Annotated in this window: 21 protein-coding genes, 1 tRNA gene and 1 pseudogene; 13 read left to right on the forward strand and 10 right to left on the reverse strand. The window is 62.5% G+C overall.

All coding sequences use genetic code 11. From position 1 onward, the window contains the following. A pseudogene (locus NEI07_RS02455) lies at positions 1 to 1,336 on the reverse strand (lytic transglycosylase domain-containing protein); the annotation flags it as partial. A 222-nt stretch (positions 1,337 to 1,558) separates the two neighbouring features. Here NEI07_RS02455 and dapA point away from each other — a divergent pair. Further along, positions 1,559 to 2,452: a 4-hydroxy-tetrahydrodipicolinate synthase gene (gene dapA / locus NEI07_RS02460; RefSeq protein WP_256032462.1), complete on the forward strand. Its 894-nt coding sequence runs from the start codon at positions 1,559 to 1,561 to the stop codon at positions 2,450 to 2,452. Positions 2,453 to 2,500: 48 nt separating this feature from the next. Then, a complete protein-coding gene (gene smpB, locus NEI07_RS02465; RefSeq protein ID WP_256032463.1) occupies positions 2,501 to 2,977 on the forward strand; it encodes an SsrA-binding protein SmpB in 477 nt (158 codons plus the stop codon). Positions 2,978 to 3,049: 72 nt separating this feature from the next. On the opposite strand, the gene NEI07_RS02470 is transcribed toward smpB, so the two are convergent. Next, positions 3,050 to 3,661, reverse strand: a complete 612-nt coding sequence (locus tag NEI07_RS02470; protein ID WP_256032464.1) for a LabA-like NYN domain-containing protein — start codon at positions 3,659 to 3,661, stop codon at positions 3,050 to 3,052. 389 nt (positions 3,662 to 4,050) lie between these two features. Between NEI07_RS02470 and rpoZ the strand changes: the two genes are divergently transcribed. The 3 genes from rpoZ to NEI07_RS02485 all read left to right on the forward strand — a co-directional run bounded on the left by rpoZ (position 4,051) and on the right by NEI07_RS02485 (position 7,562). Next, the gene (rpoZ, locus tag NEI07_RS02475; protein ID WP_256032465.1) at positions 4,051 to 4,437 is read left to right on the forward strand and encodes a DNA-directed RNA polymerase subunit omega; all 387 of its coding nucleotides are present in this window, start codon (positions 4,051 to 4,053) and stop codon (positions 4,435 to 4,437) included. A 240-nt stretch (positions 4,438 to 4,677) separates the two neighbouring features. Next, the gene (locus NEI07_RS02480; RefSeq protein ID WP_256032466.1) at positions 4,678 to 6,885 is read left to right on the forward strand and encodes a RelA/SpoT family protein; all 2,208 of its coding nucleotides are present in this window, start codon (positions 4,678 to 4,680) and stop codon (positions 6,883 to 6,885) included. Between the two features lie 125 nt (positions 6,886 to 7,010). Continuing rightward, positions 7,011 to 7,562, forward strand: a complete 552-nt coding sequence (locus tag NEI07_RS02485; RefSeq protein ID WP_256032467.1) for a hypothetical protein — start codon at positions 7,011 to 7,013, stop codon at positions 7,560 to 7,562. Between the two features lie 108 nt (positions 7,563 to 7,670). Here NEI07_RS02485 and NEI07_RS02490 read toward each other — a convergent pair whose 3' ends face one another. From NEI07_RS02490 to NEI07_RS02500, 3 genes are all read right to left on the reverse strand, one after another. Then, positions 7,671 to 8,198 (reverse strand): GNAT family N-acetyltransferase, encoded by a 528-nt coding sequence (locus tag NEI07_RS02490; protein WP_256032468.1) that lies wholly within the window; start codon positions 8,196 to 8,198, stop codon positions 7,671 to 7,673. 152 nt (positions 8,199 to 8,350) lie between these two features. After that, positions 8,351 to 8,653 (reverse strand): type II toxin-antitoxin system TacA family antitoxin, encoded by a 303-nt coding sequence (locus NEI07_RS02495; RefSeq protein ID WP_256032469.1) that lies wholly within the window; start codon positions 8,651 to 8,653, stop codon positions 8,351 to 8,353. Between the two features lie 86 nt (positions 8,654 to 8,739). Then, complete coding sequence (locus tag NEI07_RS02500) at positions 8,740 to 9,621, reverse strand: AraC family transcriptional regulator (protein WP_256032470.1); 882 nt, start codon at positions 9,619 to 9,621, stop codon at positions 8,740 to 8,742. A gap of 114 nt (positions 9,622 to 9,735) precedes the next feature. Between NEI07_RS02500 and NEI07_RS02505 the strand changes: the two genes are divergently transcribed. The 6 genes from NEI07_RS02505 to recO all read left to right on the forward strand — a co-directional run bounded on the left by NEI07_RS02505 (position 9,736) and on the right by recO (position 14,168). Continuing rightward, positions 9,736 to 10,491 (forward strand): pyridoxine 5'-phosphate synthase, encoded by a 756-nt coding sequence (locus tag NEI07_RS02505; RefSeq protein ID WP_256032471.1) that lies wholly within the window; start codon positions 9,736 to 9,738, stop codon positions 10,489 to 10,491. 245 nt (positions 10,492 to 10,736) lie between these two features. Then, positions 10,737 to 11,507: a signal peptidase I gene (lepB, locus tag NEI07_RS02510; RefSeq protein ID WP_256032488.1), complete on the forward strand. Its 771-nt coding sequence runs from the start codon at positions 10,737 to 10,739 to the stop codon at positions 11,505 to 11,507. Positions 11,508 to 11,526: 19 nt separating this feature from the next. Next, on the forward strand, positions 11,527 to 12,234 hold the full coding sequence (gene rnc / locus NEI07_RS02515) for a ribonuclease III (protein ID WP_256032472.1): 708 nt from the start codon (positions 11,527 to 11,529) through the stop codon (positions 12,232 to 12,234). Then, a complete protein-coding gene (gene era, locus NEI07_RS02520) occupies positions 12,231 to 13,157 on the forward strand; it encodes a GTPase Era (RefSeq protein ID WP_256032473.1) in 927 nt (308 codons plus the stop codon). The genes rnc and era overlap by 4 nt, the downstream gene beginning before the upstream one ends. A 65-nt stretch (positions 13,158 to 13,222) precedes the next feature. Continuing rightward, the gene (locus tag NEI07_RS02525; RefSeq protein WP_256032489.1) at positions 13,223 to 13,429 is read left to right on the forward strand and encodes a DUF1737 domain-containing protein; all 207 of its coding nucleotides are present in this window, start codon (positions 13,223 to 13,225) and stop codon (positions 13,427 to 13,429) included. Positions 13,430 to 13,436: 7 nt separating this feature from the next. Then, positions 13,437 to 14,168 (forward strand): DNA repair protein RecO, encoded by a 732-nt coding sequence (gene recO / locus NEI07_RS02530; protein WP_256032474.1) that lies wholly within the window; start codon positions 13,437 to 13,439, stop codon positions 14,166 to 14,168. A gap of 97 nt (positions 14,169 to 14,265) precedes the next feature. On the opposite strand, the gene NEI07_RS02535 is transcribed toward recO, so the two are convergent. Further along, complete coding sequence (locus tag NEI07_RS02535; protein WP_256032475.1) at positions 14,266 to 14,571, reverse strand: hypothetical protein; 306 nt, start codon at positions 14,569 to 14,571, stop codon at positions 14,266 to 14,268. Between the two features lie 191 nt (positions 14,572 to 14,762). Between NEI07_RS02535 and parC the strand changes: the two genes are divergently transcribed. Further along, a complete protein-coding gene (gene parC / locus NEI07_RS02540; RefSeq protein ID WP_256032476.1) occupies positions 14,763 to 17,030 on the forward strand; it encodes a DNA topoisomerase IV subunit A in 2,268 nt (755 codons plus the stop codon). A 24-nt stretch (positions 17,031 to 17,054) separates the two neighbouring features. On the opposite strand, the gene NEI07_RS02545 is transcribed toward parC, so the two are convergent. The 4 genes from NEI07_RS02545 to NEI07_RS02560 form a co-directional block, all read right to left on the reverse strand. Continuing rightward, a complete protein-coding gene (locus NEI07_RS02545) occupies positions 17,055 to 18,023 on the reverse strand; it encodes a glycosyltransferase family 4 protein (protein ID WP_256032477.1) in 969 nt (322 codons plus the stop codon). Positions 18,024 to 18,888: 865 nt separating this feature from the next. After that, positions 18,889 to 19,500 carry a hypothetical protein gene (locus NEI07_RS02550; protein WP_256032478.1) on the reverse strand — a complete coding sequence of 204 codons (612 nt, stop codon included), beginning with the start codon at positions 19,498 to 19,500 and terminating at the stop codon, positions 18,889 to 18,891. Between the two features lie 15 nt (positions 19,501 to 19,515). After that, on the reverse strand, positions 19,516 to 20,355 hold the full coding sequence (gene cysE / locus NEI07_RS02555; RefSeq protein ID WP_256032480.1) for a serine O-acetyltransferase: 840 nt from the start codon (positions 20,353 to 20,355) through the stop codon (positions 19,516 to 19,518). Positions 20,356 to 20,423: 68 nt separating this feature from the next. Further along, entirely contained in the window at positions 20,424 to 21,191 is a 768-nt protein-coding gene (locus tag NEI07_RS02560) for an alpha/beta fold hydrolase (protein WP_175092965.1), read from the reverse strand. 161 nt (positions 21,192 to 21,352) lie between these two features. Between NEI07_RS02560 and NEI07_RS02565 the strand changes: the two genes are divergently transcribed. Beyond that, positions 21,353 to 21,429: transfer RNA gene (locus tag NEI07_RS02565), tRNA-Arg, on the forward strand. Positions 21,430 to 21,581: the final 152 nt, after the last annotated feature.

The following is a 21,581-nucleotide window of genomic DNA, read 5'->3' on the forward strand; positions in this document are numbered from 1 at the left end:
AGTATCCGCGAGACTTTTGCAGCGGAGTCTCGGCGACCTGCGCGAGACGCGTGAAATGGCGCTCGGCCTTGATCGGGTCGTTCAAGAACCGCAAAGCAATCCAGCCGGCGTTGAATTCGGCGTCGACCTTGTTGCTGGTCTTGGCGGCGGCGTGATCCGCGCAAAGCTTGTAAGCGGTCTGCGGATCTCCCTGGTCGAGAAGCTTGCGGGCGACGATGCGCCGCTCCTCCCACCAGGCGTCGCCGTCGACGACTTGCTCGATGTCGCGCGGCGCCTTTTGCAGCAGCGCGCCCGCTTCAACGAATTTCTTGTCGTTGCGCAGCTTGTGCACGCGCCCGTAAAGCAGTCCGGGATCGTTCTGCACAGACGCCGGCAAAGCGGCCGCCGGCTTATCACCGCCGGAAATGCGCGCCCGGGCGAGCAGCGCGACGTCCTTGCCGGCGAGTTCGGCGCTGCGCAAAGCGAGCGTATTCTTTCCGGCATAGAGCAGACGATCGGCGCGGAATTTGTGATCGGCCGGAGTCAGAAACTCGCCGAGCTCCTTATTGAAGATCGTGTCGAACCCCTGTCCGATATCGTCGTTGCGCCAAGCGTCGCGCGCCAGCGCCGCCGCCGTTTCGAAATCGCCTTCGCGTGCGATCGCTCGCGCCAGGGCATATTTGCCAAAGCCGGTGAGTGGCTTGTTTTCCGCGAACCAGGCCAGCACGCTCTTGTCGGCGTGGCGCTCGGCGACGAGCGCCTGCTCAGCGCGACGGCGCAACCAGTCGCCGGCGGGCCAATCCGGGTGAGCCGTAAGGAATTCGGCGATGCGCCTGAACCCGGCTTCGGTGGGATGCAGCCGAAGGCCAGTCCATCGCGCGGCGTCGGCAAGCGGCGTACGGAGCCGCGACGCGGCGTCGTCGCCTTGAGCGAAATCTCCGGCTTTATACAAGGCGACCGCTTGTATGAAGCCGTCCGTGTCGTCGCCCAGCAACGCGGCGAGATTCGCCTTTGCGGCAGCGCCATTAAGCCAGCTCTGCGCAGGAACGTAGGCGACGATCGGCGGCAGCGCGCCTTCGTCGGCGGCAAAGAGCGAACTTTCCAGAGGATGCGCCGCCTCGTCGTCAGCGTGTTTGCGGTCGACGAACTCGCGAACAGTCTCCTGCAACGTGCCGACCCGCGAGCGCCAAGCGCCGAGACTGAAAGGAATAGAAGGCGTCCAGCGCGAGGAGGTCTTGCGCTTCGCCTCTCCGTCGCCGAGACGGTCAAGGCCGGTGAAAGCTGGCGCGGCGATCACGAGGGCGGCGATGCCGACCGTCAGTTTGAACCGCGTCGCGACGCGTCGAGGCAACATCATCACCGCGTTTCCCTACTTGTGTAAGAAAGCTGCGCTCATTTGGTTTACGAAGAGTCAACTTCGCGCGCCGGCTGTCTTCGAGCTCTGGCGTCTCCCATTATAGCGTTGGGCTTTATAGCACAGCGTGGGGCTTTCCTCGACGCAGCCCAACGGCTATGAAGGGCGATCAATCTTAGCGACGCGATTACGGCGGCTCTGAGGCATAGGGAAAGCTTTGATTCTATGAGCGTAAAGCCGATTTTTCATGGGTCGATGACGGCCCTGGTCACGCCGTTTTCCCATGGAGAGGTCGATTATGACGCACTGCGCGCGCTGATCGATTGGCAGATTGAAAATGGAACGCACGGCCTCGTTCCTGTCGGCACGACGGGCGAGAGCCCGACGCTGAGCCACGAGGAGCATGGGCGGGTCATCACCGAGACGGTTCGCGCCGCGCGGGGGCGGGCGCCGGTCGTCGCCGGCGCGGGCTCGAACAATACCCGCGAGGCGATCGCCATCGCCGGCCATGCGGAACGCGCCGGCGCCGACGGGCTCCTCATCGTCACGCCCTACTATAATAAGCCTAACCAGGAAGGGCTTTATCTGCACTTCAAGGCGATCAACGACGCCGTCTCTATTCCCATCATCATCTACAATATCCCGCCGCGCTCGGTCATCGACATGAGCGTCGACACCATGAAGCGCTGCGCCGAGTTGAGAAATGTCGTCGGCGTGAAAGACGCGACCGGCAACATCGGCCGCATTTCGCTCCAACGTGAGGCGATGGGGCCGGAGTTCATCCAGCTTTCGGGCGACGATCTCACGGCGCTCGCCTGCATGGCGGCGGGCGCGCATGGCTGCATCTCGGTCGTCGCCAACATCGCGCCGCGGCTTTGCGCCGATTTGCAGAACGCCTGTCTCGCGGGCGATTTCGCCAAAGCGCTGGAGATCCAGGACAGGCTGACGCCGCTGCATGTCGCGACTTTTCTTGAAGCTGGCGTCACGGGCGCGAAATACGGATTGTCGCTTCTCGGCAAGGCTGAAGAAGAGGTGCGTCTGCCTCTGGTGCCGTGCACGCAACCCACGAAGGATCGCATTCGTGCGGCGATGGTCCACGCCGGCGCGCTTCCCGCCTAACGCACAAATTCGCGTCTCTCCTTTGTCGAGGCGCTTTGAGGAAAATCAGTGGCCGCAAAGCCGGATCCGAATTTCAAGGTCGTCGCCGATAATCGCAAGGCGCGCTACAATTACGAAATCGGCGAAATTTTCGAAGCGGGGCTGGCGCTGACGGGCACTGAGGTGAAGTCGCTGCGCACGGGCAAGGCGACGATCGCCGAAAGCTACGCCCATGTCGATCGGCAAGGCGAGGCATGGCTCGTCAACGCCAACATTCCCGAATATCTCGCCGGCAACCGCTTCAACCATCTGCCGAAGCGGCCGCGCAAACTGCTGCTCAAGTCACGGGAGATCGCCAAGCTGTCGCAGGCTATTGAGCGCGAGGGCATGACGATCGTGCCGCTGAAGCTCTATTTCAACGCCAAGGGCAGGGCCAAGCTGCAAATCGCCCTAGGAAAGGGCAAGAAGCTGCACGACAAACGTGAAGTCGAAAAGAAGCGCGACTGGAGCCGCGAAAAAGGCCGGCTGTTGCGCGCGCGCGGCTGATCCCGACCTGCCAAGGTTCGGCGCCTTGAAGTCGCGACGCCGACCATTTGGTTTTCCGTTAGGACCGCGCCGTCACTCGCCGTCTTCTTCTTCGGCGTGAGCCGCTTGTGGCGTGGGACGAGGACGCTCCTGATAGCGCTGCATGCGCTCTGCGCGTTCGCCCGGATCGCGGCCGATCTTGCCCACAAGATGGATAAGGTCAATGAATTCGTCGGCTTGGCGGCGCAATTCGTCAGCGATCATCGGCGGCTGGGTGGTGATCGTCGAAATGACCGAAACCCGAACGCCGCGCCGCTGCACGGACTCGACCAGCGACCGGAAGTCGCCGTCGCCCGAGAACAGGACCATGTGGTCGATATGCCCGGCCATTTCCATGGCGTCGACCGCCAGCTCGATGTCCATATTGCCTTTAACTTTGCGACGGCCAAGCGAATCGACGAACTCCTTCGTCGGCTTGGTCACGACCGCATAGCCGTTATAGTCCAGCCAATCGATCAGCGGACGGATCGAGGAATACTCTTGATCCTCGATCAGAGCAGTGTAGTAGAACGCCCGGATCAGACGGCCCTTGCTCTGAAATTCGCGGAGTAAGCGCTTATAATCAATATCGAATCCAAGTGATTTCGCGGTCGCGTACAAGTTCGCGCCATCAATAAACAACGCAGTTCGTTCGATATCTGCCATCTTAGTCTCGCGGTCGGGTTAAGGTGTTAGAACGCGGGCATTGCCGGCTAACGCCGTCAACCCGCAGTTCGGCGTTTCGCTCAATCGTCTAATGTCCGGCGCCCAAATCAACAAATAGCGATTGCGCCGTTCTCGCTGCATTCGCCGGCTATTCACGCCATCTCTAAAAAGCGCCGCACACATCTCAGGGAAATACATCGCCTCTCCCTGTCACAGCGTCAAGAGGAACTGCGTTTTTTTACGGGACGATGATTGGGCATTTTCTAGAAAAAATCCCCACGGCAGCGTCAAAAAAAATCACCCGCGCGTCTAGAGCTAAGAGATTATTGCCTAATTTTCCTAATTGGCGTATCAGCGCTACTCCCGAACCGAATGGAGCTTGACAGCAGATGGCGCGCGTTACTGTCGAAGATTGCGTCGACAAGATCGAAAATCGCTTCGACCTCGTCCTTCTCGCGGCGCATCGGGCGCGAAACATCTCGTCTGGTCAGCCGATCCTTGTGGATCGCGACCGCGACAAAAATCCTGTGGTGGCCCTGCGCGAGATCGCTGAATCGGCGCTCGCCCCGGAAGACCTTTCCGAGGATTTCATCCACTCGCTGCAGCATCACGTCGAGGTCGACGAGCCGGAGGCCGAAGCGGCGCCTGCCTTGACCCCTGCGGTCGCCGGCGAACTCGAAGGCGAAGGCCAGTTCGACCGGATGACGGAAGAAGACCTGCTGCGCGGTCTCGAAGGGCTGGTGCCGCCCGCCGAGGTCGAGGACGAAGCGGAGTAGGTTCGGCCCATCCCCGCGCTGGCGGGCGTCCGCGATACGTCTCCGCCGCGACGCCTCCGCCAGAGCCGCGTCTTCGCAGCGCCGCCGTTGGTCATCGCCGCCGTTGGTCATGGCGGCCGGCCTGCGCTATTCTCGCTTAACACACTCGCTGCTCCGGCGCCGCTCCGCTTGCCCATTGCGTGAAACTTGCGCATGGGCGGCGGCCGGGTCGGCGCATAACCGGTCCTTGGCGCCACGCGCATGATGCGTCAGTACGAGCTTGTCGAACGCGTGCGGAAGTACAACCCGCGCGTCGACGAGGATTTGTTAAACCGGGCTTATGTGTACGCGATGAAGGCGCATGGGGCGCAAACCCGCGCCTCCGGCGACCCTTATTTTTCCCACCCGCTCGAAGTCGCGGCGATCCTCACCGATCTGAAGCTCGACGACGCGACGATCGTGGCGGCCGTGCTGCACGATACGCTCGAAGACACCGACGCCACGCGCGAAGAGATCGATCGGCTGTTTGGCGAACAGATCGGCAAACTCGTCGAGGGCCTGACCAAGATCGAGAAGCTCGATCTGGTCACCAAGCAGGCGCGGCAGGGCGAGAACTTCCGCAAATTGCTGCTCGCCGTCGCCGAAGACGTGCGCGTGCTGCTCGTCAAGCTCGCCGACCGCCTGCACAACATGCGCACGCTGCATTTCGTCCCGCAGGAAAAGCGCGCGCGCATCGCACAGGAGACGCTCGACATCTATGCGCCGCTCGCCGGCCGCATGGGCATGCAGCGCCTGCGCGAGGAGCTGGAGGGCCTCGCCTTTCGGCATTTGATGCCGGAAGCGCATCAGACCATCGAGCAGCGGCTGCACGATCTGCGCGCGAAGAACGGACGCATCATCAAGCGCATCGAGGACGAACTCACCAAGGAGTTCGAGGCGCGCGGCATCACCGCGGCAGTCACCGGACGCCAGAAGACGACCTTTTCCGTGTGGCGCAAGATGGAGCGCAAGTCGATCTCCTTCGAGCAGCTCTCCGACATCTTCGGCTTTCGGATCATCGTCGGGGCGGTGGAGGATTGCTATCGCGCGCTCGGCGTCGTGCATACGAAGTGGCCCAACGTCCCCGGCCGCTTTAAGGATTACATCTCGACGCCGAAACAGAACGATTATCGCTCGATCCATACGACGGTGATCGGTCCTGGCCACCAGCGCGTCGAACTTCAGATTCGCACCGCCGAAATGCATGAAATCGCGCGCTTCGGCATCGCCGCCCACGCGCTTTATAAGGATGCGGTCGGCGCGCACGGCCGCGCGGAGCTCGCCAAGGAAAGCCGCGCCTTCCGTTGGCTGCAGGAAACCCTCGATCTTCTCGCGCATGGCGACAATCCCGAGGAGTTTCTCGAGCATACGCGCCTCGAACTGTTCCAGGATCAGGTGTTCTGTTTCACGCCGAAGGGCGGATTGATCGCGCTGCCGCGTGGCGCGACGCCGATCGATTTCGCCTACGCCGTGCACACGAAGCTCGGCGATTCAGCCGTCGGCGCGAAGATTAACGGGCGCGTCGCCCCGGTTCTGTCGCAGCTGAAAAACGGCGACGAGGTCGAGATCATCCGCGCCGAAGGGCATGTTCCGCCGGCCGCCTGGGAGGGCGCGGTGGCGACCGGCAAGGCGCGCGCCGCGATCCGACGCGCGACGCGCGATGCCGTGCGCCAGCAATATGCCGGGCTCGGCCGCCAGATCGTCGAACGCGCTTTTGAGCGCGCCGGCCGTGTCTGGAGTGAAGAGAAGCTGAAGGCGGCGCTGATGCGGCTCGCGCGTCCCTCCGTCGAGGATGCGCTCGCCGCCGTTGGCCGCGGCGAAATCTATTCCGGCGACGTCGTCAAAGCGGTCTATCCCGATTTCAGCGAAGAGCGCAAAGCCGGGCCAGCCGCCATCCGCCCCGGCGAGCCGGGTTGGTTCGGCGTCAAGGCGAACGCCAATGTGGTCTTCAAAGCGCCCGGCGCGAAAGAGGGGAGCGGCGCCATTCCGATTCGCGGGCTGCGCGGCGACGCGCCGGTGCGTTTCGCGCCCGACGGCGGCGCCGTGCCGGGCGACCGCATCGTCGGCATTTTCACGCCGGGCGAAGGCATCACCATCTATCCAATCCAGTCGCCGTCGCTCACCGCCTTCGACGACCAGCCCGAACGCTGGCTCGACGTGCGCTGGGATATCGAAGCCGGCTCTTCGGCGCTCTTTCCCGTCCGCATCGTTGTTACGGCGATCAACGAGCCGGGCACGCTCGGCGCGCTGGCGACGCTCATCGGCGAGACCGGCGCCAATATCGACAACATCAGCTTCAAGGCGCATTCGCCGGATTTCCGCGAAATGACCTTCGATCTCGAAGTCGCCGATCTGAAACATCTGAACGGCGTCGTCACGCGGCTGCGCGCGAGCGCTTTGGTCAGCAAGGTCGAGCGGATGATTGGGTGAAGGAAGGGCGTGCGCTGCCGTAGCTACGGGCGGACCGCCCAACGGGGCGAGGAATCAACGGCCATTGTCAATGACTGCTTCGGAGATTTTGCGCAAGCAAGAAGCTTGAATGTGAGGCCTCCTCAATGGAACAAAAAAAACGCGTCGAATTTACTTCTATGCGGCGGGAATTTGAACCCACAACCATCGCGCTCGTCATTGTCGCCGAGTCGCCACCGGTCTCAGGCAAGTATTTCTACAACCGCGATGGCAAATTAAGCGAACCACTGTTCAATGCGTTGATGAAGCAACTCGGCATCCAGCCGGAGACGAAGTTGGAGGGGTTACGCCAGTTTCAAGAACGGGGTTGGGTGCTCGTCGACGCGACCTATCAGCCGGTGAATGTGCATGACAAGCGCGCACGCGATCTCGTGATCGCCCAGGACTACCGAGAGCTTTGTAGCGACCTCAGGCGGTTGCTGGGTACCCTCTGGAACAGAGTTCCTTTGGTCTTGATCAAGGCGAACGTTTGCAGGCTGCTGGAGTCAAAGTTGAGGGAAGACGGGTTCAACGTGCTCAATAAGGGTCGGCTCGTTTACTTTCCAAGCAATGGACACCAGCATAATTTCGACCGGCAATTTCGCGAAATCGTGCCGCAAACGCGAGCGGCTTTGCGGCGAACTTTGACCGCTACTTGATAGAATTAACCGCACTCTGAGCAACGCCACTCTGTGGCTCGTACGAAACTCAATATTTTGCTAAACGCAAGAAACCCGCATGTTGCATGACGAGCAGCGGCTTTTGCCCTATAGCCTTTCGGACTTTTGCAGCTTTTGCAGCTTAATCAGGTCGAGGGCGAGAGTCGGGGCCTCCCCCGGCAGGCGGGTGAAGCCGTGATGCAGATAAAAGGCTTCGGCGGCGGGTGAGATCGCATGGACGATCACAAGCCGCACCGAAACTTCTTTCCCCGCCCGCAACGACCGCCGCACCACATCAGCAAGCAGCGCCCGCCCCAATCCCTTCCCCTGCCATGCGCGATCAATCGCCAGACGTCCGAGCGTCACCGCCGGAATCTGCCTTGGCATGTTCCGGCGCATGGAGCCTTTGACGTCCTGCGCGAGGATCTGCCCCATGCTCAGCGCGAAATAGCCGATAATCCGGCCCGACCCCGCGGGGCAAATCACATAGGTGCGGCTGGCCGCGACTTGCAGATTGGGCCATGCGCGATTGCGGAGCCAGTCATCGAGCACGGGCTCGCCACAGTCGAAAGACGCCGTGTCATGCGCTTCCGTCAACAAGACCGGCGGGCTGAATAAGGGCGATTCGTCAGTCATACGACATCCGCTTGAATCGCTGCGCCGTCATTCCCGACGCGCGCAGAGCGCGCGATCGGGAATCCAGAATCACGACAATCATCGTGACGGTTGCTCTGGATTCCCGGTCAGGCCTTCGGCCTGCCGGGAATGACGCGGTCCAACCGGACGGATCAGGAATTCGTATCACTCTGCCATGGAGCTTTTGATTGTAGGATGCGTTTCATGCCCGCCGCTTCGTCCTGCGTCGCTTCGGCATCCATCCAGTCCATGATTTTTTTGAAAGTTTTCGCGTCGGCGTAGAGGGTCGATTGGTCGAGCAGAATGTTTTTGGCCTCTTTGAGCGCCGAGGCCATCATGAATTGCGAACGGTTCGATCCCACCAGTTCCGCCGCCTGGTCGATCAGCTTCTTGTCCCGCGCCCGGGCGCGCAGATGAATATTGACTTCGGCGGATTGGCGGGGGCGAGCAGTCATTTCGGTAACATATCAATGTGTGTTGACAAGTGCAACACATCCATGTCGTGCCCGCGCCATGGCGAGCGCGCCGCCCCCACCGAACCCTATTTCAGCGGCAGATAAATCTCGGTCAAATGGCGGTGTTCCGGCGTATCGTGATCGAGGTTCAGATAGTGGAAATAGACCGGGAAATCCCGCAGTTCCTCTCCTGATTCCGGCAGCCAGTCGCGATAGAGCGCATAGACGGTCTCGTCGATCCGCTCGCGCGAGCCGGCATGGATCGTCATGGCGCAGCGCCCGCCGGGGATCGTCTTGGCGACGACGCCGTGTTCATTGGCGGCAACCGGCGCCGGCGCCGATCCGCAAATGTCGAAGCGGAACTCTTCCGGCGGCGTCGTATTGGGATCATTATAGGGCACGCCATAGGTCTCGCATTGGCTGACCGGAGAAAGCCCGGACGCCTTTCGCCAGGCGATGAAGCGCTGCACTGAATCGTTGAGCAGCGCTGGCGCGCCGCGATGTTCGAGCGCCGCGACCATTATCGGTTCGACATCGATGATTTTCACGTCCATGTCTTTCGTCCTTTCGCTGGGTGGGTGGCTTATCCGAGTTCGCGCGCTCCACGACGCCCAGTCCGGCGTCTTGCGGAACGCGCTTGGCGTTTGGCCAAATGCGGCTTTGAAGGCGCGGGAAAAGGATTCCGGATTTTCGAACCCCGAATCCAAAGCGACGTCGATGATCGGCGCGGTCGGATTGAACGCCAGTCGGTAAGCGGCGCGCTTCAGCCTCATGAATTGAACATAGCGCGAGAGGCTGACGCCGCAGTGCTGGGAGAACTGCCGATGGAAGTGGAATTTCGAAAAATTCGCCACGTCGCTTAGCGCGTCGACGGTCAGCGCTTCGTCGAGATGCTTGTCGATGTAATCCAGCACGCGGTTGATGCGTCGCGCATAGTCCGGTCCCTTTCGTGTTGCGCCGTTCTCCATATTTGCATCGTAGCAAGCGCGGGGACCGTCATCTTGACCGAAATTGCTCTTTGAGCCGCCGCGCGGGCGAAGCGGCCAATGACAAACCCTACGCCCGCGCGCTATGAGAACGGCATGAGCGCCAAACCCCTTCGCCTCGGCGTCAACGTCGATCATGTCGCGACCGTCCGCAACGCGCGCGGCGGTCCGCGGCCCGACCCGGTGCGCGCCGCGCTGCTCGCCATCGACGCCGGCGCCGACGGGATCACCGCGCATCTGCGCGAGGATCGCCGCCACATCCACGACGACGACATGGCGCGGCTGAAGGCGGCGATTTCGACGCCGCTCAATTTCGAAATGGCGGCGACCGAGCAGATGCTCGACATCGCCGTCGCGACCGCGCCGCACGCCGTCTGTCTCGTGCCGGAAAAGCGCACCGAGCGCACGACCGAGGGCGGTCTCGATGTCGTCGGCCAGCACGATTACCTCCTGCCTTACGTCGATCAGCTGACGCGCGAGGGCGTGCGCGTGTCGCTGTTCATCGAGCCGTCGGCTGAGGCGATTGACGCGGCCGTCTCCATCAAGGCGCCGGTCGTGGAGCTCCATACGGGCGCCTGGTGCCACGCCGTCGAGGTTGGCGATATCGGCCGGGCCGAGGCGGAATTCGCGCGGGTCGCCGAAGCCGCCGCCTATGGCGCCGGGCGGGGGCTCGAAATTCACGCCGGCCACGGCCTCGATTATGAGACGGCGCGCCGCGTGAGCGCCTTGCCGCAGATCGTCGAACTCAACATCGGCCATTTTCTTATCGGCGAGGCGATATTTGTCGGGCTGGCGGAGGCGATCCGGCGGATGCGTGAGGCGATGGAGCAGGGCCGAGCGCTAGCCTTCTAGGGCGGGGCGCGGCGCGATTGCCGGACCGTAAGCGCAGGCGTTAGCGTTAATCCCGATCGGGCGGAGACGCGCTCGCCAAGCGCGCTAAGGTGGCGGGCGGTCATCCATTTGACGCCGGCCCGGGACTATTCTTAGGCTCGGGCGAAGGTTCTCATGGAAGCTGTAGCGTGTTAAGCCGGGCGGCCGGGCGGGCCGACGCCGCCCAAATGAATGAGGAGTGAGTCGGCTTGAGCAGGAACGTTCCGGTGGCGCAAAAACGCGAAGAGGGCGGGGTTCTCGAAACCATCAAGGTCATCCTTCAGGCGCTGGCGATCGCGCTTGTCATCCGCACGCTGCTCTTTCAGCCGTTCAATATTCCGTCGGGCTCGATGATCCCGACGCTGCTGATCGGCGATTATGTTTTCGTGTCGAAATACGCCTACGGCTATTCGAATTACTCCATGCCGTTCGGGCCCGACATTTTCTCTGGCCGCATTCTGGCTTCGCCCCCCAACCGCGGCGACGTCATCGTCTTCAAGCTGCCGCGGGACAATGAGACCGACTATATCAAGCGCGTCATTGGCCTTCCCGGCGACCGCATCCAGGTCATCGACGGCAGGCTCTATATCAACGGCGTCATCGTGCCCCGCACCCCGCTCGAAAAGGAAGTGACGGAGAATCGCGAAGGCCGCGAAGTCCCCGTGACGACCTATGAGGAGACGCTCCCCGGCAACGGCGATCATCCCGCGGTCGAGCATACGATCATCGAAATCGAGGGCGATCACGGCATCAACGATAACACCGAGCTGTTCGTGGTGCCGCCCGATCACTATTTCATGATGGGTGATAATCGCGACAACTCCACCGATTCGCGCATCGCGCCGGAGCTTGGCGGCGTCGGCTTCGTGCCCTTCGTCAATCTCGTGGGCCGCGCCGAGATCATCTTCTTCTCGGTCCGGAAGGACGAATCGGCGCTCGCCTTCTGGCGCTGGCCATGGTCCGTGCGTTGGGACCGGCTGTTCCGGCCCGTTCATTGATCGGACGCACAGGCGTGACATGACGCGCAGCCGCGACGAGGGGCTCGCTGATCTCGAGGCGCGTATCGGACATGCCTTCGCCGATCCGGCGCTGCTCGGCCGCGCGCTGACGCATGTCAGCGCGTCGCCAGCTCGGCGCGATTCATACGAGCGGCTGGAGTTTCTGGGCGATCGCGTGCTGGGCCTCGCCGTGGCGCACATGCTCTATGACGCCTTTCCAAACGAGAGCGAAGGCGAGCTGTCGCGCCGCCTCGCGGCGCTGGTGCGCAAGGAGACCTGCGCCGAGGTGGCGGAAGTCTGGGGCGTTGGCGCAGCGATGCGGCTCGGCGAGGGCGAGGCCCAGACCGGCGGACGCGGCAAACGCGCCCTACTTGGCGACATTTGCGAAGCGATCATCGGCGCGGCCTTTCTCGACGGTGGCGCCGCTGCGGCCGAACATATCGTTCGCAAGGCGTTCAGCGACCGCATGGCGGCGAGCGGCCAGGATCTGCGCGACGCGAAGACCGCCTTGCAGGAATGGGCTCAGGCGCGCGGCCTCGCCACGCCCCGCTACCAGCTCGTCGCCCGCAGCGGACCGGACCACGCGCCCTTCTTCGAGGTCGTCGTGGAGGTGCAGGGATTTGCGGCGGCGCCTGGGTCGGGCGCCTCGAAACGGGTCGCAGAACAAGCCGCTGCGGCGGCATTTCTGGCACGCGAAGACGCGGCCAAAGGAAAGGGCGACACATGAGCGGCGACGACGAACTGGCGCGGGAAGACACGCGCTGCGGCTTCGCGGCGCTGGTCGGCGCGCCCAACGCCGGCAAGTCGACGCTGCTTAATCAACTCGTCGGCGCCAAGGTCTCGATCGTGTCGCGCAAGGCGCAGACGACGCGGGCGCTGGTTCGCGGCATCGCCATCGAGGGCGCGGCGCAGATCATCCTTGTCGACACGCCGGGCATCTTCAAGCCGAAGCGGCGGCTCGATCGCGCCATGGTCGCGAGCGCGCTCTCGGGCGCGGCCGACGCCGACGTCATCGCGCTGCTCATCGACTCCCGCAAGGGGATCGACGAAGAAGTGGACGCGATATTGGAGCAGCTTCAGCAGGCCAAGGCGCCCAAGCTCCTCGTCCTGAACAAGATCGATCTCATTCCCCGCGAAAGGCTGCTGGCGCTGGCGCAAACGCTGAACGCGCGAGAGAAATTCGACGAAACGTTCATGATCTCGGCGCTGAAGGGCGACGGCGTCGACGATCTACGCCAGGCGCTGGCGCAGCGCATGAGGCCCTCGCCCTGGCTCTATCCCGAGGATCAGCTCTCGGACGCGCCGCTGCGGCTGCTCGCCGCGGAAATCACCCGCGAGCAGATCTATGAGCGGCTGCACGACGAATTGCCCTATCAGTCGACGGTCGAGACGGACTCCTGGACCAATCAGAAGGACGGCTCGGCGCGCATCGAGCAGACGATCTTCGTCGCGCGCGACAGCCAGAAGAAGATCGTCATCGGCGAAGGCGGCCGCACCATCAAGGCCATCGGTCAGGCGGCGCGCCGCGAGATCGCCGAGGCCGCCGAACAGCCGGTGCATCTCTTCCTGTTCGTAAAGGTGAGGGAAAACTGGGCCGACGACCCAGAGCGCTATCGCGAGATGCGCCTGGATTTCCCCAAGGGCAAATAATATCGGGCCAAGGTCGGGTGATTCGCGCGGCGCGGGAGAATCGAATGTCGAACGAACGCAAGGCGATGACCGCCTATCGTTTTCTCACTGGGCCGGACGACGCGGCCTTTTGCCATCGCGTCACGGAAGCGTTGAGCCTCGGCTGGCGCCTGCACGGATCGCCGTCGCTCACCTTCGACCCGACGCAAAACCGGGTGATCTGCGGCCAGGCTTTGATCAAGGAAGTCGAAGGCTTAGATTACAGGCCGGATATGAAGCTTTCCGAAGTGTGAGCCTGATATGGAATGGCGCGACGACGCTCTCATTCTCGGCGCGCGTCGGCATGGCGAAACTTCCGTCATCCTCGAGGTGATGACGCGCGGACACGGCCGCCATCTTGGTCTCGTGCGCGGCGGTCGCTCGCGCCGGCTGCGTCCGATTCTGCAGCCCGGCAATCTCGTCGCGGCGCAGTGGCGCGCGCGTCTTGAGGACCATCTCGGCGCCTTGACGGTCGAGCCGCTCGCCGCCCGCGCCGCGCATTTTCTCGATCGGGGCGCTGCGCTTAATGGCGTCGCCTCGCTCTGCGCGTTGCTGCGCCTGCTGCCGGAGCGCGATCCCCATGAGGAATTGTTTGAAATGGCCGACGCCATTGCGGCGCTGTTCGGCGATATTCGCGCCGCCGAAGGCGCCGCGACGATGTTGGCGCGATTCGAGCTTGCGCTGCTCGGCGCGCTCGGCTTCGGGCTCGATCTCAACGCCTGCGCGCTGACCGGCGCGAGGGATGATCTCGCCTATGTGTCGCCGAAATCGGGCCGCGCGGTGAGTCGCGCCGCCGGCGCGCCATGGCGCGACAAACTCCTGCCCTATCCCGGCTTTCTTCAGCATGAGAGCATTGTGGCGGAGCAGGCCGATCTCATCGCCGCATTCCGGTTGACCGGATATTTCCTGACGCGCGACGTGCTTAAGCCGCGCGGCGTCGCGCTGCCAGCGGCGCGCGAACTTTACGTCGGCGCGCTTTTACGCGTGGCGTGAGGAACAACAAGGGGCGCGTCGGCGGATCGCTTCGAGCGCTTTAAATGTTGGAGCAGGTGCTCATCGAAAAAGTCTGTCAACTTTTTCTAAACCTGGTCTAGCGGCGCTTGTCGCCGCAAATATAACGCGATTCATGGCTGCTGACGCCGTAGCCCTGGTCGATGTCGACCAGCACCTCGCGGCAGAGCGCCTGCATGTCTTCGTCAGCGTCGCGCGCCTGAGGCGCGCGGTCCCGCGCGGCGACCGTCGAGCCGGCGACCGTCATTTGCGATCTATCCAAGGCGAATGAGGCGGATGTTGCGAGCAGCGCGGCGATGAGCGACGAAAGCAGTTTCTTCATGGACGCCATGTTTTGAAAGCCGCGGAAAACCGGCGAAAATTCGACCGCGCCGATCCGCGCCATCGCTTCGCAAGCCTTCTAAAGGACGAAACGCGGCGCCTGCAATACCTTATTTGCGACGATGCCGCACAAAACGCAGTCGATGGGTTGGCGACGCGCTTTCAGAGTTAAAGAGCCGCCCTCGAAATCCTTCGCTTGCGCCGACGCCCCCGCGGCCATAGTACCGATCACAAAGGCAGAATCGGGTTTTTGAAATGGCGCAAAAAGGCGGCGGGGGAAGCGGAAAAGGCAAGGGCGCAAGCGACGTTAGCGTGATCGCGCCCGTCGATCTGCGCGAGGCGCTTGAAGAGCGCTATCTGCGTTACGCGCTCTCGACGATCACTGGACGCGCGCTGCCCGACGCCCGCGACGGGCTCAAACCCGTGCACCGCCGCATACTTTACGGCATGCATATTCTTCGCCTCGATCCCGGCGCGCCGTTCAAGAAATGCGCAAAGATCGTCGGCGACGTGATGGGCTCGTTCCACCCGCATGGCGATCAGGCGATCTATGACGCGCTGGTGCGCCTCGCGCAGGATTTCTCCTCCCGCTATCCGCTCGTCGACGGGCAGGGCAATTTCGGCAATGTGGACGGCGATTCGGCGGCCGCCTATCGCTACACCGAAGCGCGCATGACGGCGGTCGCGCGCTCTCTTCTGGAAGGCATCGACGAAGACGCGATCGACTTCATCCCCAACTATTCCGGCGAGGAGAAGGAGCCGGTGGTGCTGCCGTCGGCGTTGCCCAATCTGCTCGCCAATGGCGCGCAGGGGATCGCCGTCGGCATGGCGACGTCCATTCCGCCGCATAATCTCGCCGAGCTGTGCGACGCGGCGCTCTATCTCATCTCTCACCGCAAGGCGACCGCCGAACAGCTCTTAACCTTCGTGCAGGGGCCGGATTTTCCGACCGGCGGCATCATCGTCGACAAGCGCGACGAGATCATCGAGACCTATCGCACCGGGCGCGGCTCCTTCCGTGTGCGCGCGCGCTGGATCAAAGAGGAACTGCCGCGCGGCGGATGGGTCGCCGTCGTGACGGAAATCCCCTATGGCGTGCAGAAGTCGCGCCTCATCGAACGGCTCGCCGAACTTATCTCTGAGCGCAAACTGCCGCTCGTCGCGGACGTGCGCGACGAATCGGCGGAAGACGTGCGCATCGTCTTCGAGCCGCGCGCGCGCACGGTCGATCCGGCGCTGATGATGGAGACGTTGTTCAAGCTCTCCGAGCTCGAAACGCGTTTCACGATGAACATGAATGTGCTCGTCGACGGCGTGACGCCCAGGGTCGTTTCGCTCGACGAGGCCTTAAGGCAATGGCTCGATCATCGCCGGAACGTGCTGCAGCGCCGCTCGCGCCACCGCCTCGCCGCGATCGTTCGGCGCATCGAGCAATTGGAAGGCATGGTCATTGTCTTCCTCAATCTCGACGAGGTGATCCGCATCATCCGCGAAGAGGACGACGCCAAGGGCGAGTTGAAAAAGGCGTTCAAGCTGACCGATTTGCAGGTCGAATACATCCTCGACACGCGGCTGCGCGCTCTGCGCCGGCTCGAAGAAATGGAGCTGAAGAAGGAGCTGGGCGAGCTCTCGGCCGAGCGCACTGACATCGAGGCGCTGCTCGCCGATGAGGACAAGCAATGGAAGACCATCGCCTGGCAGGTGCGGGAGCTGAAAAAAACCTATGGCCCGCAGACGCCGAAGGGCAAGCGGCGCACGAGTTTCGAAGACGCGCCCGAGGCGATCGATCTCGACCTCGCCGAGGCGATGATCGAGCGCGAACCGGTGACGATCGTCGTCTCGAAGAAGGGCTGGATTCGCGCGCTCAAGGGCCATGTGCAGGATCTCTCGAGCCTGCAGTTCAAGGGCGACGATGAACTCGGCGCGTCCTTCTTCGCGCAGACGACGTCGAAAATCCTGGCGCTCGCGTCGAACGGCAAGGCCTATACGCTGGACGCGTCAAAGCTTCCGGGCGGGCGCGGACATGGCGAGCCGATCCGGCTCTTCGCCGAGATCGAGGAAGGCGCCGATGTCGTCGCGGTTATGCCGCATGAAGCGGGCGCCGCGCTGCTGCTGGTGACGAATGACGGGCGCGGCTTCGTCGTGAGCGAGGATGATCTTTTATCCTCGACGCGCAAAGGGCGCGCTGCGCTCAACGTCGAGCCGCCCTCCATATTGAAGATCGTGACGCAGGCGCAGGGCGATCATGTCGCGATCATCGGCGAGAACCGGAAGCTCTTGGTGTTTCCCTTGAGCGAAGCGCCGCGCATGGCGCGCGGCAAGGGCGTGCGCATGCAGCGCTACAAGGACGGCGGCGTCGCGGACGCGAAGGTATTTGCGCTCAAAGACGGTCTGACCTGGACCGATGCGTCAAGCCGCGTGTTCACGATCGACAAGACGGAACTCAAGGACTGGATCGGCCATCGCGCCGAAGCGGGACGATTGCCGCCGCGGGGCTTTCCGAGGAATAACAGGTTTGGATAACGGACTGCCCCAGTCGGCGCCTCATTACGTGGTGGTCGCCAGTCCGGCTGTGGCTATGTCACGAGAGATTGCAGAGACTTCCAACTGATAAGCGCCGGAGCGCAGCAGCCCGATCAATTCGATCGTAGATTCCCGCCATGTAAGAGTCGCAACGCAAGGCGGCCGTTTTTCGTCTGAGAGCGCTTGCATAAGCGCGTCTGCGAGACTCGCCGAATCGAGGAGATTGAAATAGCGCACGTCTGAGCCGCCAAGCTCATGAAACTGGGGGATGTCGCTGGCGATGATGGGTGCGCCGCATTGTGCGGCCTCCACCAAGGGCAAACCGAAACCTTCGGCGAAGGCCGTGAACACGGCCGCGCGCGTTTCGCGGTAAAGGTGGCGCAAATCCGCATCACTCGCGTCGTCCAGCCAGAAAAGACGCCGTCCCTTTTCCTCATGCTGCCGCAAGCGCTGTTCAAACGCCTGGGCGTTCCACCCAGGTCTGCCAACAATGACAAGGTTGACGTCTATGTTCTCGGCCCAAAGACGTTCGAAAGCCTCGAGCGCGACCGGATAGCCTTTGCGCGTCTCGATTGTGCCGACGCAGAGAAAAAATGGGCCTTGCGCCGCGATTTCGATTGCGGCCGCGGTTGGTTCTCCGGAGGTTTCAGCCAATAGATTGGCGCCCAGTCGCCACCAGCCGATTTTTTGGCTACTGCACCATTTGTATCGCATCATCGCATATTCGGCATAGCATTTCGCGGAACTACGAGAAATTGCAACGACCGCATCACTCCGGGATACGACTTCACTGAGCCAGGTCTCAAAGGCGATCACGAGTTCGGGCCCGTATAACGTCGGATAGAGGACTGGAAAAAGATCGTAAACGCCAGCTACAACAGCGCCGCCTTTTTCTCTGAAGGCGCTGATGGCCTGCGGATAATTGTCCACATTGTTCCAGCCAGCGTCTAGCAACAGAAGTATATCGCCAGGACGCGCTTCGATCTTGCCCATCACTCCGTCTATTTCGGCTAGTATAAGTCCCCCGCGAATCTGGACCGGTTGGCCGTCTCCCAGTTTCGTGACGTAATGAGCGGTCTCGCTGACAACGCGTTGAATGCCCGTCATTTTGTCAAAAATTTTGGTGTCTGTGACATCAACGTATATGCATGGCCGGTCCCCGGGCGCGATCGTCATGAGCGGGAACTGTTCCTGCGGGGGCGGGGCCGGCCGTGGGGCTTCCTCTTCACGTTGGGCCGCGGGCGACGTGCGGCGTTGCGGAGCAAGCAGTCGCGACAAGGTCCAGTACAGCTCCAGCACCCGACGATAGGCGCCGCGCGTAACTGGATCGACGTCATACGTCGCTTGTGCTGTTTGAGCCTCGAGCTTATAGCGCCTTTCCGCTTCGCACTGACTGCGCAAATAGCCAATAACTTTGCGGTGATCGCGTTGCGCAACTGTCACGCTGGCCCTCAAATATCCGGGTTAAACTTGAAAAGTGGACGAGATTGTTGATCGTATCTGCGGTCAGCTGACTTCTGAAGCGACAGTCTTGATCCAACTTAAGCGACGTCTAATCGTTCCGGAGTGGAGACCGGAACGATTTGGCCAGCGCCGGGTAGGTTTTCTAAAGTAGTGACCTTAGTTGTCCTTTAGGGGCAACTCCTGCGGATACAATGCCGCTCTCTATAGATCCGCTATCGGTAAATCAATCCATGACTGGCGAAAATGATGATTCTTGGCGCGGTTGGGAGAATGTCCCGACCCGCGGCTTAGTCGAAGATCCACGCATCTTCATGAACCGCGCAACCGGCTCCCTCTCCGGCGCGAAGCGCGGGGGAGGGTTGGGAGGGGCTTTCCGGCACGTCCCGCAGGAACTTTAATCCGTCTTCGAAAAATCCGGGATCTTGAATCCGAGCTTGCCCTGGTGCCACAGCGTGAAGGCGACGCCGCCGGCGACGACGACGAAAACGGCAAAGGCGATATAGAGATAGATCTCCTCCTCGGTGACGAGGCCGACCGAGAATGGGTGCTTGCCTTCAAAAGTTTTGGCGCCGTCGTCGCTCGTCAGCTTGGCGTAGAGCACGTATTCGCCGGGCTCTTTAAAATTCTGGTCGAAATTCACCATGCCGTTGCGAAATTTCTGCACCGGCAGGCGGCCGACGATATCGGCTTCGGGGTCGGCGTCGCCGTTCGGCCCCTTGCCGCGCAAGATGCGGATGTCCCAGTTCATGTCGCGCAATTCAGTGTCGGCGGCGTCGAGCACGATGACGCTCGGGCCGACGTCAGGCAGCGCGATGCATTCCCGGTCGACGTTCTTCTTGGGCTGCATGGCGACGAATTTCATCGACTTGCCGCCAAGTTCATTGCCGCCAAGATCGATCGGACATTCAGGATCGTAATAATGCCAACCGGCGGCTGTCGCGGCGCGTGGAGACAGCAGCGACGCCGCGACAAAAACGAGCGCAAAGCTCAGTAGAATTCTGCTCAAGGTCAACCCCGCCCCTCACATGCCGGCGTCGAGATAGGCCAGCATCTGATCCATGGCAAGCGCCGGCTCGGCGCAGCGCGCGTCGCCGACGATGCGGGCCGGCACCCCGGCGACGGTCTTGTTGGCGGGCACCGGGTCGAGCACGACTGATCCCGCGGCGATCATCGCGCAGCGACCGATCTCGATATTGCCAAGGACCTTCGCGCCGGCGCCGATCAGCACCCCGCGCCGCACCTTCGGGTGCCGGTCGCCGCGCGCCTTGCCGGTGCCCCCTAACGTGACGCCGTGCAGCATCGACACTTCGTCTTCGACGACGCTCGTGGCGCCGATGACGACGCCGGTCGCGTGATCGATGAAGACGCTCTTGCCGATCACGGCGGCGGGATGGATGTCGACCTGGAAGGTCTGCGACGACAGGCTCTGCAGGATCAGCGCGAAGTCGCTGCGGCCGTTTTTCCACAGCCAATGCGCCAGCCGGTAGGTCTGCAGCGCATGGAAGCCTTTGAAATACAGCGCCGGCTCGATCAGCCTCGTGCAGGCGGGGTCGCGCTCAAGCACGGCGAGCAGGTCGGCGCGAAACGACTCGACCAGTCCCGGTTCACGCGCGGCGCATTCTTCGAACGCCTGGCGGATGGCGACATAGGGGGCCTCCGGCCGGTCGAGGCGCTGCGCCACGCGATGCGCGACGACGCCCAAGACGCCGTTCTGCGACAGGATCGCCGGATGCAGGAAGCCGCCGAGCTCGGGTTCGCGGCGCAGCACGTCCTCCGCCTCCGCGCGCAGCCGCGCGAAAAGCGGGTCGTTTTGGGCGAAATCGATGATTTTCGCGCCCTGTTCGCGCGTTTCGGCGCCCATCCGCCCCTCCTTGCTCGGGCAATATATAGCGGGCCGCTTCGACAAAGGCACGGGCGCCGCCGGCGACGTTAAGGCCGCGTATCCAAAAACTCCAGCACCGCCTGCTTGTAGATCCTGTCGCCGACGGCCCGGTTGTGGTCGCGGCCGGGAATATCGACCACGCGGGCGTTGGGAAAGAACTCGGCCAGCGGGAGCGGGTCGCCGGCGACGTCATCGCGCGTGCCGACGCAGATCAGCACCGGCGCAGTGATGCGCGCGAGCAACTCCGGCTCGACGGACTTGCGGGCGCCGCGCACGCAGGCGGCGAGGGCGGCGAGGTCGCTGCGGGTGGATTCGGCGAAGCCGCGGAAGATTTTGAGCGTCGAATCATCAATGTCCTCGATGCGCTCAATCTCCATGGCTTCGGCGAGGCCGCGCGGCAGGCCGGAGTTCTCGATGAGATTTTCGCCGATGCCGCCGAGGATCAAGGAGCGCACGCGCTCGGGCGCGGCCAGCGCCAGCACGGTGCCGATTCGTCCGCCGAGCGAATAGCCCATGACGTCGGCGCGCGGGATCGACAGATGGTCGAGCAGATGTACGATGTCGGCGGCCATCAGGTCGAGACTATATTGCGCCGGGTCGTACAGCTTGGCGGAGCGACCATGGCCGCGGTTGTCAAAGACGATGACGCGGCGCCCGTCTTCAGTCAGCGTCTTGACCCATTGCGTGAACAGCCAGTTCACGGCATGGGTCGAGGCGAAGCCATGCACCAGGACGATCGGTTCGCCGCGATCTTCCGTTAAAGGCTCGAAATCCACATAGGCTATCTCGACGCCGTCCGACAGGAACGTTTCCATTACAAATCCCACTTAGAGCCTTTTATCTAAATGCTTGCGCCGTCGACGCAAGGCTGCGCGCGGCGAAAGTAAATGCGCTATTGCCATTCGCGTCGCTTGCCGGTAAACGAGCCGACACGTCGCCATAGCCCGTTTAACACACAGGGGCTATGGCCAGGCAGGCGCCCGTAGCTCAGCTGGATAGAGCACCAGACTACGAATCTGGGGGTCAGAGGTTCGAATCCTTTCGGGCGCGCCATCTTAATCAAAGCTCACAAGCCAAAACGGCTGACGGGCTGCTAACCCTTTCCCCGCGCGGTCGCCCAACAGTTGGCGGTGCGAAAGACGCGCTGAGCGCTCGCGATTACAAAAACGCGCGGTCATAGCGAAACGCGGCAGACCATCACCGGG

Source organism: Methylocystis suflitae (assembly GCF_024448135.1).
GTDB lineage: Bacteria > Pseudomonadota > Alphaproteobacteria > Rhizobiales > Beijerinckiaceae > Methylocystis > Methylocystis suflitae.

What these genes read in the sequence shown, in the direction of transcription:
- rnc (WP_256032472.1), top strand. Translation starts at nt 11,527, where the DNA reads ATGACGCGCAGCCGCGACGAGGGGCTCGCTGATCTCGAGGCGCGTATC.
- NEI07_RS02495 (WP_256032469.1), bottom strand. Translation starts at nt 8,653, where the DNA reads ATGACTGCTCGCCCCCGCCAATCCGCCGAAGTCAATATTCATCTGCGC.
- era (WP_256032473.1), top strand. Translation starts at nt 12,231, where the DNA reads ATGAGCGGCGACGACGAACTGGCGCGGGAAGACACGCGCTGCGGCTTC.
- recO (WP_256032474.1), top strand. Translation starts at nt 13,437, where the DNA reads ATGGAATGGCGCGACGACGCTCTCATTCTCGGCGCGCGTCGGCATGGC.
- NEI07_RS02545 (WP_256032477.1), bottom strand. Translation starts at nt 18,023, where the DNA reads ATGGGCAAGATCGAAGCGCGTCCTGGCGATATACTTCTGTTGCTAGAC.
- NEI07_RS02560 (WP_175092965.1), bottom strand. Translation starts at nt 21,191, where the DNA reads ATGGAAACGTTCCTGTCGGACGGCGTCGAGATAGCCTATGTGGATTTC.
- NEI07_RS02535 (WP_256032475.1), bottom strand. Translation starts at nt 14,571, where the DNA reads ATGGCGCGGATCGGCGCGGTCGAATTTTCGCCGGTTTTCCGCGGCTTT.
- NEI07_RS02480 (WP_256032466.1), top strand. Translation starts at nt 4,678, where the DNA reads ATGATGCGTCAGTACGAGCTTGTCGAACGCGTGCGGAAGTACAACCCG.
- NEI07_RS02490 (WP_256032468.1), bottom strand. Translation starts at nt 8,198, where the DNA reads ATGACTGACGAATCGCCCTTATTCAGCCCGCCGGTCTTGTTGACGGAA.
- rpoZ (WP_256032465.1), top strand. Translation starts at nt 4,051, where the DNA reads ATGGCGCGCGTTACTGTCGAAGATTGCGTCGACAAGATCGAAAATCGC.
- NEI07_RS02500 (WP_256032470.1), bottom strand. Translation starts at nt 9,621, where the DNA reads ATGGAGAACGGCGCAACACGAAAGGGACCGGACTATGCGCGACGCATC.
- NEI07_RS02525 (WP_256032489.1), top strand. Translation starts at nt 13,223, where the DNA reads ATGACCGCCTATCGTTTTCTCACTGGGCCGGACGACGCGGCCTTTTGC.
- parC (WP_256032476.1), top strand. Translation starts at nt 14,763, where the DNA reads ATGGCGCAAAAAGGCGGCGGGGGAAGCGGAAAAGGCAAGGGCGCAAGC.
- NEI07_RS02505 (WP_256032471.1), top strand. Translation starts at nt 9,736, where the DNA reads ATGAGCGCCAAACCCCTTCGCCTCGGCGTCAACGTCGATCATGTCGCG.
- cysE (WP_256032480.1), bottom strand. Translation starts at nt 20,355, where the DNA reads ATGGGCGCCGAAACGCGCGAACAGGGCGCGAAAATCATCGATTTCGCC.
- dapA (WP_256032462.1), top strand. Translation starts at nt 1,559, where the DNA reads ATGAGCGTAAAGCCGATTTTTCATGGGTCGATGACGGCCCTGGTCACG.
- NEI07_RS02485 (WP_256032467.1), top strand. Translation starts at nt 7,011, where the DNA reads ATGGAACAAAAAAAACGCGTCGAATTTACTTCTATGCGGCGGGAATTT.
- NEI07_RS02470 (WP_256032464.1), bottom strand. Translation starts at nt 3,661, where the DNA reads ATGGCAGATATCGAACGAACTGCGTTGTTTATTGATGGCGCGAACTTG.